At 54.7% G+C, this 17,508-nt stretch carries 16 protein-coding genes; 8 read left to right on the top strand and 8 right to left on the bottom strand.

What is annotated here, in order from left to right:
• Positions 1–761 precede the first annotated feature (761 nt).
• Complete coding sequence (locus RN02_RS12535) at positions 762–2,057, top strand: tyrosine-type recombinase/integrase (RefSeq protein ID WP_177331055.1); 1,296 nt, start codon at positions 762–764, stop codon at positions 2,055–2,057.
• A gap of 226 nt (positions 2,058–2,283) precedes the next feature.
• Here the strand turns inward: RN02_RS12535 and RN02_RS33225 are convergent, their stop codons facing one another.
• The 8 genes from RN02_RS33225 to RN02_RS32290 form a co-directional block, all read right to left on the bottom strand.
• Positions 2,284–2,934 (bottom strand): hypothetical protein, encoded by a 651-nt coding sequence (locus RN02_RS33225; RefSeq protein ID WP_152623751.1) that lies wholly within the window; start codon positions 2,932–2,934, stop codon positions 2,284–2,286.
• 79 nt (positions 2,935–3,013) lie between these two features.
• Complete coding sequence (locus RN02_RS33230) at positions 3,014–3,679, bottom strand: hypothetical protein (protein WP_152623752.1); 666 nt, start codon at positions 3,677–3,679, stop codon at positions 3,014–3,016.
• 37 nt (positions 3,680–3,716) lie between these two features.
• On the bottom strand, positions 3,717–4,190 hold the full coding sequence (locus RN02_RS32270; RefSeq protein WP_082033779.1) for a DUF6527 family protein: 474 nt from the start codon (positions 4,188–4,190) through the stop codon (positions 3,717–3,719).
• A complete protein-coding gene (locus RN02_RS32275; protein ID WP_082033780.1) occupies positions 4,187–5,368 on the bottom strand; it encodes a ThiF family adenylyltransferase in 1,182 nt (393 codons plus the stop codon). Before RN02_RS32275 ends, RN02_RS32270 begins: the two co-directional genes overlap by 4 nt.
• Positions 5,343–6,098, bottom strand: coding sequence for a multiubiquitin domain-containing protein (locus RN02_RS32280; RefSeq protein ID WP_082033781.1), 756 nt, complete (start codon positions 6,096–6,098; stop codon positions 5,343–5,345). Before RN02_RS32280 ends, RN02_RS32275 begins: the two co-directional genes overlap by 26 nt.
• A gap of 88 nt (positions 6,099–6,186) precedes the next feature.
• Positions 6,187–9,576 (bottom strand): UvrD-helicase domain-containing protein, encoded by a 3,390-nt coding sequence (locus RN02_RS32285; RefSeq protein WP_082033782.1) that lies wholly within the window; start codon positions 9,574–9,576, stop codon positions 6,187–6,189.
• Positions 9,577–10,140 carry a hypothetical protein gene (locus RN02_RS33235; protein ID WP_152623753.1) on the bottom strand — a complete coding sequence of 188 codons (564 nt, stop codon included), beginning with the start codon at positions 10,138–10,140 and terminating at the stop codon, positions 9,577–9,579. It lies immediately after the preceding gene.
• Positions 10,137–10,907, bottom strand: a complete 771-nt coding sequence (locus tag RN02_RS32290) for an RNA polymerase sigma factor (protein WP_082033783.1) — start codon at positions 10,905–10,907, stop codon at positions 10,137–10,139. Before RN02_RS32290 ends, RN02_RS33235 begins: the two co-directional genes overlap by 4 nt.
• Positions 10,908–11,266: 359 nt before the next feature.
• Between RN02_RS32290 and RN02_RS12565 the strand changes: the two genes are divergently transcribed.
• The 7 genes from RN02_RS12565 (at position 11,267) to RN02_RS12595 (ending at position 17,471) form a co-directional block, all read left to right on the top strand.
• Complete coding sequence (locus RN02_RS12565; protein WP_043314801.1) at positions 11,267–11,869, top strand: TetR/AcrR family transcriptional regulator; 603 nt, start codon at positions 11,267–11,269, stop codon at positions 11,867–11,869.
• Between the two features lie 65 nt (positions 11,870–11,934).
• Positions 11,935–13,092, top strand: a complete 1,158-nt coding sequence (locus RN02_RS12570) for an iron-containing alcohol dehydrogenase (RefSeq protein ID WP_043314802.1) — start codon at positions 11,935–11,937, stop codon at positions 13,090–13,092.
• A 71-nt stretch (positions 13,093–13,163) separates the two neighbouring features.
• Positions 13,164–13,841 (top strand): type 1 glutamine amidotransferase domain-containing protein, encoded by a 678-nt coding sequence (locus tag RN02_RS12575; protein ID WP_043314803.1) that lies wholly within the window; start codon positions 13,164–13,166, stop codon positions 13,839–13,841.
• A 10-nt stretch (positions 13,842–13,851) separates the two neighbouring features.
• Positions 13,852–14,154, top strand: coding sequence for a DUF1330 domain-containing protein (locus RN02_RS12580; RefSeq protein WP_043314805.1), 303 nt, complete (start codon positions 13,852–13,854; stop codon positions 14,152–14,154).
• Between the two features lie 71 nt (positions 14,155–14,225).
• Entirely contained in the window at positions 14,226–15,047 is an 822-nt protein-coding gene (locus tag RN02_RS12585; RefSeq protein WP_043314806.1) for an NADPH-dependent oxidoreductase, read from the top strand.
• A 124-nt stretch (positions 15,048–15,171) separates the two neighbouring features.
• Positions 15,172–16,257, top strand: a complete 1,086-nt coding sequence (locus RN02_RS12590) for an L-dopachrome tautomerase-related protein (RefSeq protein ID WP_177331056.1) — start codon at positions 15,172–15,174, stop codon at positions 16,255–16,257.
• Positions 16,258–16,370: 113 nt separating this feature from the next.
• Positions 16,371–17,471, top strand: a complete 1,101-nt coding sequence (locus RN02_RS12595; RefSeq protein WP_043314807.1) for an NADH:flavin oxidoreductase/NADH oxidase — start codon at positions 16,371–16,373, stop codon at positions 17,469–17,471.
• Positions 17,472–17,508 lie beyond the last annotated feature (37 nt).

Below are 17,508 nucleotides of genomic sequence, written 5' to 3' on the forward strand. Positions count from 1 at the left end.
TGTAAGGAGCCCCTAAAAAGTGGAATTTCATTCCTTAAATGTGGAAGCCCTGTGGCATTAGGCTTCAAGGCGCTCCGTGCTCGTTTTGGGGGTACCTGGCGTCCACAAAACGTCTTTAAGACGTGTAATCGCTCGCAACAGTCAGTCTCAATCGCCGGGTTCTGCTACATCGAATGGGTCAGATTCGCTTCAGAAAATATCTGCTGCGCAGCTACCGAAGCCCCTCTACGCTGTTTTTTCTCGTTGGAGCTGACCTTCTTTCACAGTTAGACGCGCACAGAGCGTACGTGCAGGAGCCTTTCTGCTCCGTTGGCGGTAGATTTTCCACTATTTACCCGCCGCTGATTGATTTCAACCTACTGATATAAAAGATGATTTTTATCTTCCCATGTGAAAGTGCACCTTTTTCGGCACTTTCCAGGAGCGGCAAGTCTTTTTGGCTGCCCAGCTTGGCGCCAAGAGTGCTAAAGCCTCCTTTTTGGGCGCTTTTCCACTTTTTAGAGACGGATTCTGAATTTTAAGTAATTGATTTTATTGCATATGTAAAAAATTCCCTTGTGCTTTACACCTTTCAAGGGCAGTCCTGATGTGAGACTGGAGCTGCCTGCAATGTGGGCATTGAGATTGGTCGACTGGTGAGGGGCACACCTCGATCGAGCGAGGGAAATTCATATGTAATATCCGATAATGGCTAGACCCGGATATTGCAGGATAGCCACAAAACTCTCATCCTAGAGGCATCACTTGCTCGCGGCGCCGCCATGCCTCAAACACCCCAGCCCTTGTTCGATACCTTCGAACGTTTTCATGAACTCAACTTCCTGGGCCTAGGTCGTGAGCTTCCAATCGTGCTCGGCTATCTCCGTGCCATGCCTGAGCACTGCATGGCTATTGACGGATACCTGGCCGTCCGCGGGTTCCTCAAGTCCTATGCAGGCAACCAAGCAACCTACAACTCCTACCGAACTCACGTGGAGCGCCTGCTTCTGTGGTCTGCGCTGGTCGTCGAGAAGCCTCTCGTCGAGCTGCGCCGTCGCGATGCCGAAGCTTTCATGGAGTTCTGCCTCAATCCGCCTGCTGAATGGATTGGCCCGATGGTTAAGTCTCGCTTTGTGCGTATTGGCGCAAGGAAGCGTTCTGACAGTGACACGTATGGCGTGAACGAGGATTGGCGTCCTTTCGCTACCATTGCTCCTAAACGGGATAGGAAAATCGCTTCGGAAACGCTGACCGCCCTCCCCTTGAGCGCCTACAAAATGTCCCAGGGCTCCGTGGCTCAGGTATTTGCTGTGTGCGGCAGTTTCTTTCAGCACGCAATAGACGAAGGATTTACCGAGGTGAATCCTTTTCGGGCAGTTAAACAGAAGTCGATCTATAAGCAGCGCAATACCTTGGACGTGTCGTCTCGCTCACTTACCCAACTGCAGTGGAGCTTTGTCATTGAGACTGCCGAGCTAATGGCGGCAGCTGAACCTGTTCATGAGCGCACTCTATTTATCGCCGCCACGCTCTTCTCTATGTATCTGCGTGTCTCTGACCTTGTGGGGCGTGATAACTGGCAGCCCGTGATGGGAGACTTTCGTCGAGATACCACCGGAAACTGGTGGTTCCACGTCGTCGGCAAAGGGAATAAGGCAGCGAAAATTAGTGTGCGCGATGAGTTCATTGATTCTTACTTGACGCGATACCGCAAATATTTGCAATTACCTCCCCTGCCCTCTGCCCATGAAAAGCGGCCGTTGCTCAGCACTTTAAAAGGCAGAGGTGGCCTCTCTGATCGCCACATCAGGCTTCTACTTCAGGACGTTTTTGATGAGGCTCTGCGGAGAATGCAAATTGAAGGATGGAGCGATGATGCGATCGACCAACTCCGTTCAGCATCACTACATTGGCTGCGCCATACCTCTGCTACGTTCGATGCACCATATCGTGACATGAAGGATCTGCAAGCAGATCTACGCCATAATAGCCTAAGCACTACACAGAATACTTACTACAACTCTCTTGATGAGCAGCGCGCGCACTCCGTCAAGAAGATGAAAATTAAGATTGCATAGGCAGCCACGACTCACTCCCATCTAGTAACTCTAAATTTATTTCCAACGAGGATGCGTGAAGTTCTGGGCTGCCTGAAGTGCAATCAACAGCAATCTCATTTAACTCGCGACTTCACCTGCCTAGAAAATTTGCTGCGCCTTTACTCAGCCTCATGAACGCTGTGCAGCACTCTATAGGATGGCAGGCTAGGAGTCCGCTTGGTTGTTTCTGAGGCGGCTTCTGTAGCTAGGCAATATTTTTCCTGGCGAGCCATCGGTGCATCTTAGTTAACACGTTGGACTTATTGATTAAATAATCCATAGCCAACTCCTGAAGATACTCTGACTTTCTGTAGAAAAACATCATAGAAAATGCAAAAAACAGCATGGCGAGCCCGGTATACAGAGAGGTTATGATTTCTCCAAGGCCCAGCGGTATGTGTCCTAGAGCGCCAAGTAAGCACAAAGAAAGGATAATGGCCGAACATGTTGCAAAAGCTTTTGCCATCGTCCAGATGAAGATTGAGAACCCCTTGGACACGAAAATTGGAGATGATGCGCACCCCGAAATTCCCGATAGGAAGTAACTCATGACTTGAGGTATGATAATCGCGGCAAGGAAAAGAAGCATAAAGATTAATTCGCCTTTTATATCCAGAGCCATCTCAAGAGCCTTGCTTAATGCTTCTCCATAAGGCCCGACAAATTTCCCGTCGCCATCTATTGCCCCCTGGCTCAGTGCGTGTACTGCAATTAAAATCGTCAAAAACAGTGAAAGTGAAAATATATACCAAATAGTACGAATGTCGCCTGGCCTTTCTTGGCTGGCCAGGGAGATAGATAGCCAGGTGACGCCTGCCAGAAAGGAAAGTATCAAGACCGCAAAAATGTAATACATTGCTTCTCCCGGAGTCAGTTATGGAGAATTAGACTGTTCGCTGCGCCAGCTATACGGAAGCTGCACGGAAGCCAAGTTTCTATATGTTATTCAACATCCAGCGAATGTCACCATTAGCCCATTCTTTTTTATCGGTCCAGGCGAGTGTCTTATTTCTGGCCTTAAGCTCTCTAATAAACCTCTCCAGAACATCTACTTCACCTTCAACATGCAAGTATAGTTTTCTAAGTGTTTTTTCTTGCGGTTTTTTGCCTGCGGCCAATTGTCTTGGGCCTATGAGGTAAATTTTATCGCCCTGATCAATAACCTTTCGGAGTAGTGGATCGGCAAATGCCTCGGAGTGTCGTCGGCAGTTCCGTTGAAGCTCATGAAGCTCAAGCTGCTGAGGTATGCCATTATTTAACTCGAGCAGGAATTGCTCCAGATTAAACTGCCCCCTCCCACCATCAATGTGTAATTCTTCGCGAATTTTTTCTATATCACCAGGCTTTATGTAAACCACAAACTTGTTGCTCTCTGGATTTCTTGTGGTGTGCTTGCCGTACATCAGGAACTGGAGCATACACTGTGTTCTTGATAAATAGAGGAAAAGCTGATCTTTCGACTCGTCCTCCTCCGAGAAGAACATCATGAATACGAATACCCCAACCCCATTTCTAACTTCAAACACAATGGTTTGTCTGTCATTGTTAAGTGCGGATACGTAAATGTTGTTTATTCTAGAGAAGTCAAATGGAATGCCCATGCACCCTCCTTGTGGGTTAATTTTACTTTAAGACTGTTCAGTCTTTTTTAATCCAACGCAATAGCCAGACCTTAATGGTCGACCAAGCGCTAGATGACTGTGGCTCTGAACCAACTGAATCGCTCGCAGTTTCTTCTGAAGGCGGCGAGTTATATTTCTCTACCGACTCATCATAGAAGCGTGCCTTTGCTGCCTTGTCACGGCCATGCTCCGCTTCAATCCGCGCCCGATTCCAGTCTCCCGCCTCAATTACACGTCCACGTCTAATGAAGTAGTGTGAACGGCAGGCGCTGTACCAGTTACCAATTGACGGCGCCAATGAAACCGACTCACCATCGAACGTCAATGACCAATCCGTGGGGGTAAGAGGGGTTACTACTTGCTCGCCGCAACCGCAGCAACAACTATGTACAGCTGTACCATACTCCATAGACACGTACAAAAATCCTGGCTCAATTTCGCGCGGTATGCTGCGGATAAATCGATGCTCAAGCTTTCGGATACGAATCATGCCTGATCACCATTGAGCAATAGGTTTCCATCCGTTGTGTATGTGCAGTGATGCTCTCTCTCCAAATCTCGATAGAATCCTCTGAGTTTCTTCCACTTGACTACCGCCAGGACAGCATTAAGTGCATTCAGGTCTGCAACCTGGATGTTGGATGCGTAAATGTCACGCTCCCCCCCATCACCGAATGAAATGCGTCCCGAATGAATATGCTCACGCTTGTCCGGGGTACTTGAAGTAACTCGAAGTATTCCGCCGAGACTTCCATTTACCAGTTCGAGTCCCATTCCAACATCAATGAATGAAATATTTAGTTCCTCCAGTTTTTTCACCACTGCACGCTTGCTTTCTCCAGCATCCATGCTAATAAAAGCAAAAGTACTCCCTTCTAGGAGGTTTACATTGGAGTGATCCAGTTGGTGTGGGTGAGCAATAATGCGGCGATGCATCTTGGAGTATATTTTTCTGAAGTAGTCGACCTTCCTAGGGACCTCACGCAATTCCTCCAGAGAAGCAGCGCCGGGAGCTCTAAAAGCATTGTGCTGCAAAAACTCATCTGCGTCGAAGAGGCGGATTTCTTGTACTGGGGTTTTCGCGACCAAATCGATAATGTAACCACCAGTCCCGCCAGTGCCGATTACTGAAATGACTTCACTTTCCAACTTTTCTGCCAAGTCACCGATGCCTACTCGCCCCGAAGCGGTATCAATGTAATTGAAAACACTATCGGTATTCGCTTCGTCTGCTACGCGGAAGACTTTTGCACTGATGCCCGGCTGCAGTACCGCTGCGGGGCCTGCCAGAATCGTTGCATAGGTGGACATTTTCTCATAGTAGTCGGGATAGCCTTCGGGGCCCGGCTTGCTTGAGAAAGAGTGCTGCGCCGTTACGCCGTGCCCTAGGCTGAACGCCCCAGATTGGTGTTTTATTTCACTAAGTGGCGTTCCATCTGCCCGGCACGGAAACTCCCCGTCCCAATAGATAACATGGGTCTCGGGCTTGCGGGTCATATCACCCGCAAGATCGAGAGCACTAACTAGTGTTCCGAGTTTCACCTGTTTTTGAGAGTTAACGTACGGTACTTCGCGCAATACCAAGAATCCACCTTGGAACTGGGTGAAGTATCCTTCCTCTCTCAAACGGGTCAGGTCGGGGTTAAGACTGAACAGTTTTTGTGACATTGAAGATCGTCCCTTCATGTTTAACTTCTACGAAGCCACCCTCTGCAAGTTCTCCAGCATGAGGCTTCGATGCGGCGTTGCGATAGGTCATGGAATAGCGAACATTCGGCTCGACAGGAGCGCCAGGAAATGCCAGCTGTACAACCTGTTCGAAGGTGACCTGCTTGCCCGGTACGGGTTCGTCACGGGAGTTCACAACAATGACGTACCCTTTAACCGGCCGAACGGCAGTAATGAAATGCTCTACACCCGACTGAGTGAGGTCGACGCTATCGCCTGGCTCGATTACTTGATCGGTGCCACCACGGACCTCAAGGAATACTGCGTGGTGGGAGTCGATGCCAGACAAGGTGTAAAGGGCCTCCCCTGTGATTACGGGCATTCCCCAGAGCAGTTGGCGACCATCGAGTGTGAGCTTGTAGTCACGGTCAGTACGGAAGGCAATGAAGCGTTCGGCGCCCTTGCCGCGCAAATCGAACGTTTCATCGAGGGACACATCTTCGAAATCGCCGGAAGCCAAAATGGCGTAAAGGCTCAGATCCGCGCGGTAGTCCAAACCTGCGGCTGAAAAAATTTGGCGGCCGGTGGGTAAAGGATCGGAAACTTCAATGGAGCGGAAATCTACGCTATCGAGGGCAAAGCGGATCAAATATCCGCGAGCCGCCTTCAACGGACGCCCTTCCCGCAAGGCTTCGCCTACGTCATCTATATCATCTTGAATGGAGCTCATGGTCAGTTACCTTTAGGGTTAGCGCTAGGGCGATTGCGCCTAGCTACACCCTCTAATCGGACTGACGGAGCGTCACCGGTAATTTTTTTTAGAATTCTTTGCGAAGCAACCCAGGCGGGGTTGCTCCGCACACAAAAAAGGCTGGGCAACCCGGACAGGTGTACTCTGATCGCTTGGGCTCGAACAGGCCCGCTCGGATATTGGCCAGCATACTCTTGAGCTTGGATTGGCGATCCGTGAGCTCCTTCTGCTTAAGGCTCATTCCTCTACTCTCTTCATCAGCCAGATAGACCAACTCTACTGAGGATGGAGGCTGGGCAGCTTCGGCTGCCAGTAGAACTGCTGCGATTCCGACGTCTTTGGATTCGGAGCGACGAGCGTGGCCAGTAAAGACTTTGCGGAGCGTACGAACGCTGCCTCTAACTAGAATCTCATCCGGATGCACGACAATCACCTCACTGCCGAAATCGAGAGTCCAGGCCTGTAAAGGTTCGACGGTTGCACCACTTCGAGACGTCAAAAAATATCGCAGCATGGATTGAGCGATGTCTCGATAATCATCCACGTAACCATGCTCATGTAGCCCTCTGTCCAGGAAGGATTGTTCGAGCCTCTCTTCCCAGTTGTACGAGGAGAAGTTCCCTGCTCCAACTATGTCTTTTAGAACATCGCGCACGGCATCGTGCATTTGCATGAATGCAGTGCTCTGACGCCGCCCCCCAACCTGCATTAAGTGCGTGTACAAGAAGCGCCGCGGGCACGAGTCGTAAAGCGCCACAGCCTGGGAGCTGAAGCTAGGTTGGCCGGAAAACTCGACTTGTAATGGCAAGGTGTCGAGCGCGGTTGGAAGCCTTAGAGACGGATGGTCTTCCTCATGGCGCAGATTGCCTAGACGTTGGAGATATTCCGAAAGCGGCCGAGTATGGCCATTACTCTTTCGCGTAACTCCATAAAAGTAGAGCCTGTCGCGCGCCCTCGACATCGCTACATAAAAGAGGCATTCCTGTTCGTGGAGATGGGCACTACGGCCCACTGAGTCTGGCGTGCCCACCGCTCCCATTACCATGCCGTCTGGTGGCGGGCATTTGGCTGACTGATAGGCTCCAGGCATACTGTCCTGATTGCACCCTGTCAGATGCACAACTGGAAACTCGAGGCCTTTCGCGCCATGAATGGTAATCAGCCTGACTGCATCAATGCCTTTCGCAGAGCTTGGTAACTGCCTCAGATCTCGCTCATCGCGCAATCTCAACAGTCGGCGTATGCGGTCCATTAGCTTCACGACGGGGAGCCCGTCCCCGACCGGCTGAGCTCTCACGAAGTTCAAGAACTGCCAGATGGCTATTCCGCGGGCCTGGTCGGTCACTCGATCTGACGACGCGATCCTAGCGACCGTTCGTGTACGATCCAGCAGGACTGTTGCCAGAACGGTCCAAGGGGCAGATCTATGATCAAAACCCTCCAGGGCTTGCCTCAATCGTCCTACGGAGGTCACCCCAGCGACAGATATTCCGGCTGACGCCTCGCCCCACCCCTCCGCCGGACACTCGCTCTCGCGAAGGTGTTCGAGGAGCGGTAGTACGTCCTCAAGCTGCATCGCAAAATCAGGCCAACATCCAATTCTCAGCAACCCCATTTTTCGCTTATCGACCAAGAGTGATAACAAAACGACGAGGTCCTTCACTTCCTCCCGCTCAAATAGGCTGCCTAAGAACAGTACTGGGATTTCCAACCGTTCTAGTTCTTGTGCAAGCTCCGAGAGCTTTTCATTCCCTCTGCAAAGCACCGCCTGGTCGCGATAGGGGAAGCCTGTCTCCTTCATTCTCTTGATACTGTCGGCCAAGGCGGCGCTGGTCTCGGCTGCAGAGGTGACAGTTCTAAGTTCCGGTGCGTCAGATTGGGATATAGGAGCGCGATCTGCCTTCAGCTGGCTGTGCGCTCCGCCAGTGGCCATACCCGTGGCAAATTCGGAGAAGGTCTCGACAATCGCTGGGACGGAGCGATAGTTTCGCTCTAGGTAGCCTCTGACGCCGCCAGGAAAATCTTCCCGGCCGAAGCGGGAAATATTGAACGACGATGCACCTCGGAAGCGATAGATCGACTGTTTGGCGTCACCGACCACCCACAGATGCCTGCCCTGAGGCTTCAACGCTGCAAGCAACCGCACGCTACTGCGGTTCACGTCTTGGTATTCATCGACCAGTATATGATCGTAGGTTTGCTGCAGTTGGACTCGTGCTGTTTCATTCGACTCCAGCATTTGCACCGGCCTCATGACCAGATCACCAAAGTCCAGGCAACCTGCCTGCCGCTTCAGTCCTTCATATACCTCATATACTTTTGCTACTTCCAGAGCGCGCTCTGCAGAGGCAACAGCTTCCTGGCTTGGGGCTGCATCCAGCATACCTTGTGCCATGGCTCGATACTGTTGCGCGTCAACAACCTCGTCTTTTGCTCGTGAGATCGCCGTCAAAATATCCGAAATGCTTTGTGCCGGATCGTAAAGGTCGCGGTAGTGCACTAAGCCCAAGCGCGGAAATTCGTACTCCAGCAGCTCGACTGCTTCAGTGCGATCCATTAGTCGGGGGGCAGACGGTAGATCAGCTAGCTCATGGAAACGCCGGAGGAGATCTAGGCCGAAACGATGGAAAGTGCCAATCCATAGCGCTGCAGCTTCTGACGGGCGCTTACGAGCGATCCGCTCGGCCATTTCTGCTGCGGCCCGATTGGAGAAAGTCAGGAGCAATATGCGGCGCGGGTCGACGCCCTCATCCAGCAGTCCTTCAACACGCGTGACAAGCGTACGCGTTTTGCCAGTTCCGGGCCCGGCCTGGAGCAGGAAAGCGTCCCCCCGATGAGCAGCTGCGTGCCGTTGCTCTTCGTTAAGTGGGATTTCAGCATCTGGTGTATCGCGCTCCGGCTGGGACGCGATTGGAAGCAGCAGGGAATCAAGCATTTGCTGCGCGACGACATCAAAGGGGGCGCCGAGTCGCGTCGAAATTTCGCTGCACCCCATGCCCTGCTCGATATGTAATTCCCTAACCACAGGACGTGGTAAAAGGAACTCTCGGGCGAATAGGTCCATTTGTACTTCGCGGCGTTGACGGGGGCTATAGTCGACCACCCGATCTAGCCCGATTGGCGCGGCTTCTACGGAGCGCGCAGGGTCTATCTCTACAAATCCCTCAGCGCCTTCATCATCACCTAGCTCGGCGTGACCAATTTCATGTGCCACCAAGAAGGCCTGATCGAAAGGTGTGCCCGCGTCCTCATGGACGATCAGGCGGTAGTCAGCGTCAAAAATTGCGCGACCACCATCTAGGATTTCCGCCCCCGGGGCACACTTCTCGACTAGCAGCCCTCTAGCGTTGGCCTCGGCGACGGCAAACTCATAGGGCGCCCAAGGATTACGTCCTTCTCTGACCGCATCGAGATGAAGTTCGGTTGCCCGCTGCCTAGCAATCTCGATGGCATCCATCTACTCCCCCTGCTCAAGAAGCGACTGGACACGCTCGGTAGGTACACCAGCGTCTAGCAATACCTTCTCAAATGACACCTTGGTTGCAGGCCCCGGTTTCATGGAAGACTTATTTTGCCGAGCCGCTGACGCCATAGCTGCCTGCCCCAGATAATCGCTTAGCTGCTCTAGACTAGTCCCTAATTCCAGGGCAAGACGCTGCAAAAATCTGGCGGGAATTGAACTCAGCTCTACCCGCCGCTCACGGAGTGCAATCATTGACTGCAGTGGGAGCTGCATGCTGGCCGCCGCTGAGACGAATGCTTGTGGCTTCAATGCTTGCACGATTGGCAGTCCGCCTGCAGCTCGGAAACGTGCCGTTGCTGCATCCACGGCACGCACCTCCTCTGCTGATAACTCTCTATCGAGTGACGGGCTGTTTAGCTCCCGAGAGAGGTCTACTAGGTCATTGGCGTATTGCGGATACGCTGTTAGATAGCGAGCGAGCGTATCTTTCCCGGGGGTCTGCTCCACGGCAAAAGCTCGTAGTACTTCGGCGCGGGACATGGGCAACTGCTGGTTCATCGAATTTCCTCCTTTCGCTCAAACCGTCGCCGCAGTGTTGCGAATGCACGGTCACGCTGATTACGAATGGTTTTTTCCGATTTACCCAGTGCTTTGCTGATTGTGGGGGTGTCCACATTGGTAGATGCTATAGGGAAGTCTAGACGCAGCATTTCTAAAATTCTTCTCTGAATGGGCGGTAAGGTATCTATCGCGCCGTCCAACAGCCGCCGGTAATAATCTTCATCAAGCTCATCGGCGTCGAGCGAGGCATAGTTTGCAGCAGCCTCCTCCACCTCCGCGGAAATCTCCCCCTGATCGTTAACCAATCCTTCCGAGCGATTTTCCTCCTTCCAGATCTGGCGTTTTGCATCGGCGCAGTCCGCTTTCAGCGCATGATTGAAATTGACTTCATAGTAATCGAGTTGCTCGTTGTATTCCGTCTGTTCGGCCAAAATTTGATCAACAAAGGAATCGAACACTCGATCGCGAATTGCTAGGTTGCTGAAGCCCGTGCTTCCACCGGTTTCGCTTCCTGCTCCTGGCAGTGCTGCCAACGTCCTTCGCATCAGCTCAGTGAAGAGCTGCTCACGGCTTGGCGACGACGCTGGTGTGATCCGTACAAAGTAAAGAAGTGCCTCAGTGGATACCGTCTTTGGTCGCAATTTGCAGTGTTTGACTAGCTCATCGAGGGCGATGTCCTCCAACTCAGAAATCTCTACCTCAACAGAGGCGCGTCGTGTGTAGCGCTCCCCCTTTCCTGTCAGCTTTTCTAAAGGCCTTACCATGGCCTAGCTCCTATCAAACGGGTGACGGCTAATTTGACTTCACACTCGTTCGTGGGGAGTCACAACGTTTCTGGCACCTATTATCGAGGGGACGTTGAGCTTGATGGCGGCATGCTATCACCCAGGAGCCAGGCGCTGGTTCAAATTTCCTTGCGACCATGCCGCTGGCCACTTTTCTGGTGCCGAAACCTCGCGGACATTGCGGCCGAAGAGGAAATTACGGCGATGGCCAGAGAGCTTCATCTCCGGATGCTTTCCGCGCTCAAGTGTCATGCTCCCGCATTCCTGCGCGCCAGCTTCGATTGGCTGATTAAAACAGAATGTAGACGACTGGTCTAATTATTGTTAAGGTGGGATCCATGAGCACACAGATCACCACTGATATTCGTCAACACATCCTGGGCACAGCCCAGGTCCTCATCGCCGGCCGAGGATTCACTGCCGTTGGCTTGAGCGAAATCCTTCAGGCGGCGAATGTGCCGAAAGGATCGTTCTATCACTACTTCACCTCGAAGGAGGCCTTCGGTGAAGCGCTGTTGGAGAGCTATTTCGGCGACTACATGGCTCAATTGGAAGCTCTATTGCGCTGTCCTGGAGCGTCCGCCGCGCAGCGATTGCTGAGCTACTGGGCAAACTGGCTGGAAACCCAAGCAACCTGTGATCCCAAGGGGAAATGCCTGGCAGTCAAGCTGGCAGCCGAAGTCAGTGACTTGTCGGAGCCGATGCGCGTGGTACTCCGGGATGGCACTGAGCGCGTTATTGATCGCCTAGCCAATGCAGTAAATGAAGCTGTCGTCGACGGTTCACTGCCGGACACTACCGATGCTCGTGGCTTGGCAGCCATGCTGTACCAGCTTTGGCTCGGAGCTAGTCTGCGCGCCAAGATCACCCGCGATCGGGTGCCGTTAGAGGCTGCTTTCGAAACCACCCTTCTGCTGCTCGGTCCGACATCCGTCTTGTGAGTCAATCGATGTAAAAAATTTACCCAAATACTAGTCGACTGGTCTACTTATTCGGAGTGAGCCCAATGCTCAATTTTGAGTTTTACAACCCCACACGAATTGTCTTCGGCAACGAGACTATCCCCCGCCTGGATGAACTGGTTCCAGCCGAGGCGCGTGTCCTGGTGCTTTACGGCGGCCAGAGCGCCCGTGTGAACGGCACGCTCGGTGAGGTTCGCGAGGCGTTGGGCTCCCGGGAAGTGCAAGAGTTCGGTGGTATAGAGCCAAACCCCAGCTATGAAACTCTGATGCAAGCTGTGGAGTTGGTCCGCAGCCAGCGCTTGGATTTTCTCTTGGCTGTCGGTGGGGGCTCGGTTATCGATGGCACCAAGTTCGTTGCCGCGGCTGTTGGCTACGACGCTAATGCCTGGGACATTCTGGAGACACGGGGAGTAAATATTCGGGGAGCATTGCCATTTGGCTCAGTGCTTACCCTCCCGGCGACCGGCTCGGAAATGAACCAGAGCGCAGTGGTTACCCGTCGGGAGACCCAGGCCAAGCTGCCGTTCCGCAGTCCACATGTGTTCCCGCGCTTCTCGATTCTTGATCCGAGCAAAACCTACACGCTTCCCGTTCGCCAACTGGCAAACGGTGTGGCAGATGCCTTCACCCATGTGATGGAACAGTACCTGACCTACCCCGTCGACGCCCGGGTCCAAGACCGCTTCGCCGAGGGCCTTCTACAGACGCTGATCGAAATCGCTCCGCAGGTTCTGGATGAGTCCGCCGATTACGACAGCCGCGCCAATCTCGTGTGGTCCGCCACCCTCGCATTGAACGGATTGATTGGAGCTGGTGTTCCGCAGGACTGGTCCACCCACATGATCGGGCATGAGCTCACTGCGCTTCACGGCATCGATCATGCACGCACTCTTGCCATCGTGCTTCCTGCCAACCTTCAGGTTCGGCGCCAAGCAAAGCGCCACAAGTTGCTGCAATACGCCGCGCGCGTCTGGCAGATCACCGAAGGGGACGAAGAACAGCGTATCGATGCAGCGATTGAGCGAACTCGTGCGTTCTTCGAAAAACTTGGGTTACCGACGCATCTGGCGGACTACCAACTGGGCGTCAACGACATTGATGCCCTGATAAGCCAACTCGAAACCCACCGACTGACCAGGCTCGGTGAATCAGGAGATGTCACGCCAGCAGTCTGTCGGCGTGTTCTGGAAGCAAGCCTTTGACACTGCGGTAGGGTCATTGATCAGCCCACTTGCCGCATTCCCCTCCCCCGTACCGATAGGTAAACATCCTCATGAAGATCCTCTTAGTCCTCACCTCTCACGACAAACTGGGCAACACCGGCGAGCCGACCGGCTTCTGGCTCGAAGAGCTGGCAGCCCCCTACTACGCCTTCATTGATGCCGGTGCAGAACTGACCCTGGCATCTCCCAAAGGCGGCCAACCGCCGCTGGACCCGAAAAGCAATGTTCCCGATTTCCAGACCGAGGCTACTCGCCGTTTCGAGGCTGATCCGATTGCCACCCAGGCACTAGCTAATACGCTGAAGCTGAGTGACGTCAACGTCGGCGGGTTCGATGCAGTCTTTTACCCTGGTGGCCATGGTCCGCTGTGGGATCTTGCCGAGGATCCCTCCTCGATTGCCTTGATCGAGAAGGCGATCCAGTCCGGCAAACCGGTCGGCGCTGTCTGCCATGCCCCGGCTGTGCTCCGTCACGTTAAAGGAAGTGATGGCAAGCCGCTCGTGTTCGGCAAGGCGGTCACCGGATTCAGCAACAGCGAGGAGGATGCCGTAGGCCTGACTCAGGTTGTGCCATTCCTGGTAGAGGACATGCTCAAGGCGAACGGTGGTCGCTATAGCAAGGCTGCCGACTGGAACGCCCACGTGGAAGTCGATGGGCTGCTCGTCACCGGCCAGAACCCGGCCTCCTCCGAAGCGACAGCTCGCGCGCTGCTCCAGATACTGAGCTAAGGAGGCCCGGATGTCCGCCTTTGTGGTCTTCACCCGCGAGCGCACGACTGACGCTGCCGAACTGCAACGTTATACGCAGGAGGCTCCGGCCGCCCGAGAAGGACATGATGTCACCCGTCTGGCTTTCTACGGTGAGCTGGAGGTGTTGGAAGGTACGCCGATCGAGGGGGCAGTCATTCTGCGTTTCCCGGATATGGCAGCCGCTCGAGCCTGGTACACCAGCTCAGCTTATCAGGCGGCATTGCAGCATCGTCTCAAGGGGGCGGAGTACCGCGTGTTCCTGATCGAGGGCACTGACATTTCACCAGTCTGACCAGCCCGCACAAGTCGCGATCAGCGTTGTTGATCACGACTTGTGCAGGCACCTTCCCCGGGAAGTAAACCATGAACCTTCAACACGAAGTTCTTGATGCTTGGCAAGCTCGTTATGGCGAGCCAACCGCCCTACCCATGCCCGACATGTTGATCGGGCAGATTCTTCGGCATCGCTCGGTACGTGCCTACAGCGATGTGGCTGTTGATGAGCAAACATTGAATTGGGCAATCGCTGCAGCCCAGTCAGCCTCGACCTCCTCGAACCTGCAAGCCTGGAGTGTGCTCGCTGTGCGAGATCGCGAGCGTCTTGCGCGGCTCGCCCGGCTGTCTGGAAACCAGCGCCATGTTGAGAACGCTCCCCTGCTTCTGGTCTGGCTAGTGGATTGGTCGCGTCTGCGCCGGTTAGGCCAAGCCTTGCACGTGCCAACAGAGGGTACCGATTACTTGGAAAGTTACACCGTCGGTGTCGTGGATGCGGCGCTGGCCGCTCAGAACGCCGCGCTCGCTTTCGAAGCCCAAGGACTGGGAATCGTCTACATCGGTGGGATGCGTAACCACCCGGAAGCAGTGGCTGAAGAGTTGAAGTTGCCGAGTGGCACTTTTGCGGTGTTCGGCATGTGTGTCGGCTATCCCCATCCGGAACTGCTCGCCGAGATCAAGCCACGCTTGGCGCAATCTGTGGTGCTTCACCGCGAGTGCTATGACGCCGCTGCCGAGGCGGAGGCCGTTACCGCCTACGACTTGCAGATGAGTGACTTCCAACGGCGTCAACAGCGCGATGATCGTTCCTGGTCGAGCCAGGCCGCGGAGCGAGTACAGGGACCGGATTCACTGAGCGGCCGACACCGTTTGCGTGATGCTTTGAACGCGCTGGGTTTTGCCTTGCGCTGATGTGGAGAGGTATCCCATGCCAATTTCGGCAGCCCGGAATCGGAGTACTGATTTCCGAAGAATTTGCATTGCCACTGCGTCGCTGCTTTTCGCCGCAGCGATAGTAGCCCCATCATCACAGGCTATGAGTGACATCGATCCTGCGAAGGATCAAGTCAGCAATAACATCAGGCCAATTTTCGCCTTCAAAGGAGCGATGCCAACTGGCATAACGGTCAGCGAGGATGGCCGGATTTTTGTCAACTTTCCGCGTTGGGGTGATGAAGTGCCTTACACCGTCGGGGAGATTCGTGGGCAAGACGTCGTTCCCTTCCCCAGTCTGACGATCAATCAGCAGGACTTGGCGCATCCTGGGCAAGGTCTCATCAGCGTGCAAAGCGTCGTTGCCGATCAGCGGGGCAGCCTCTGGATTCTCGATACGGCGGCACCCGGCCTCGGGCAGCCTATCCCCGGTGGCGCCAAACTGGTCCAGGTGGACCTGAAGGCCAACAAGGTCGTGCGTCGCCTGGTGCTTCCGGCATCCGTGGTGCTGCCGACAACCTACCTCAACGATGTACGCTTTGACTTCCACGACGGCTCCGCCGGCTATGCCTATATCACCGACTCCGCCAGTCGCGGCCCAGCGGCTCTGATAGTGGTGGATCTGGCCAGCGGCGAAGCATGGCGCCGGTTGAGCGGCCATGCATCGGTCCAGCCGGACCCTGATTTCGTGCCACAACTGGAAGGGCAGGCACTGATGGTCAGGTTGCCTGGTAAGACGCCCTCCCGATTCGCTGTGGGGGCCGACGGTGTAGCCCTGTCGCAGGATGGCGCAACGTTGTACTACTCGCCCCTCTCGAGCCGACACCTATTCTCGGTCCCTACCAGGTTGCTGCGTGATCGAAGCCTCACAGAAGACGAGATCGCGGCTGCGGTACAGGACCTGGGGGAGAAAGGTGCCTCCGACGGCATAGAAGCCGATTCGTTTGGCCGCATCTACGCCACGGATTATGAGCAAGGTGCCATTCGCCGTCGCGATGCCGCAGGGCATTGGACGACGCTCGCTCGAGATCCGCGGATCCAGTGGCCAGACACCCTCGCGCTGCACGGTGGCTGGCTCTACTTCACTGCCAACCAATTACACCGGCAGGCGCTATTTCACGATGGCAAGGACGAGCGAGTGAAGCCCTACATGCTCTACGGGCTGCAGTTGGACGAGCCTGCTCGCTGAACTGACACCCGGCTGACTCGCACCTACCAACCACGCGTTACCGACTCTCCATTGCAGGGCTCCAGCCAGGCGATGCGGGTGAATTTTTCCCTGAACTCAATCGGAGAACCAAGATGTCTGCGCTTTTCGAACCGTTCGAGCTCAAAGGCACTCTTCTGCGCAACCGGATTGCCATACCGCCGATGTGTCAGTACCTCGCCGACGAAGGGCGGGTCAACGAGTGGCACCATATCCACTACGCGGGCATGGCCCGTGGTGGCGCAGGGCTGGTGATAGTGGAAGCGACCGCTGTTTCCCCTGAAGGGCGCATCACGCCTGGCTGCGCTGGTTTGTGGAACGACGAACAAGCTGCGGCATTCGCTCCTGTTGTTCAGGCGGTCAAAGCTGCCGGCTCCGTGGCTGGCATTCAGCTCGCCCATGCAGGCCGCAAGGCCAGCGCCAATCGCCCATGGGAGGGCGATGACCATATCGCCGACGGCGACCCACGGGGTTGGCAAACCATCGCACCCTCGGCCATCGCTTTTGGCGCTCATTTACCGAAAGTCCCCAGGGCGATGAGTCTGGACGACATTGCGCGCGTGCGCGAAGACTTCGTAATGGCAGCCCGCAGGGCCTTGTCGGTGGGCTTCGAATGGCTGGAGCTGCATTTCGCGCACGGTTACCTGGGCCAGAGTTTCCTCTCGGCACACGCCAACCAGCGCACCGATATCTACGGTGGTTCTGCGGAGAACCGTGGTCGATTCCTCATCGAAACGCTGTCTGCGGTGCGCAAAGTCTGGCCAGAGAATCTTCCACTGACGGTGCGACTCGGCGTGATCGAGTACGACGGGCAGGACGAGCAGACCTTGCTCGAATCCATTGCCCTGATTCGAGGCCTCAAACATGCAGGCGCCGACCTGATTGATGTGAGCATGGGCTTCAACATCCCGGACGCAGACATTCCTTGGGCTCCAGCATTCCTTGCGCCAATCGCCGAACGGATTCGTCGTGAGGCTGATATTCCCGTTGCAACAGCCTGGGGTATCGACTCACCCACCCTGGCCGAGCGCGTAGTACGCGATGGACAAGTGGACCTGGTCATGGTCGGCCGTGCCCACCTCGCTGACCCGCATTGGCCATATGTGGCTGCCCTCGCTCTGGGTCTTGAGCGCCCGACATGGGTATTGCCGGCACCGTATGCCCACTGGCTGGAACGCTACACACCAGCTGAATGAGCTGATTTTCAACGCCTGGCTCCACCTCCCCCACGGC

This window comes from Pseudomonas sp. PI1, assembly GCF_000812405.1.
Taxonomy (GTDB): domain Bacteria; phylum Pseudomonadota; class Gammaproteobacteria; order Pseudomonadales; family Pseudomonadaceae; genus Pseudomonas; species Pseudomonas citronellolis.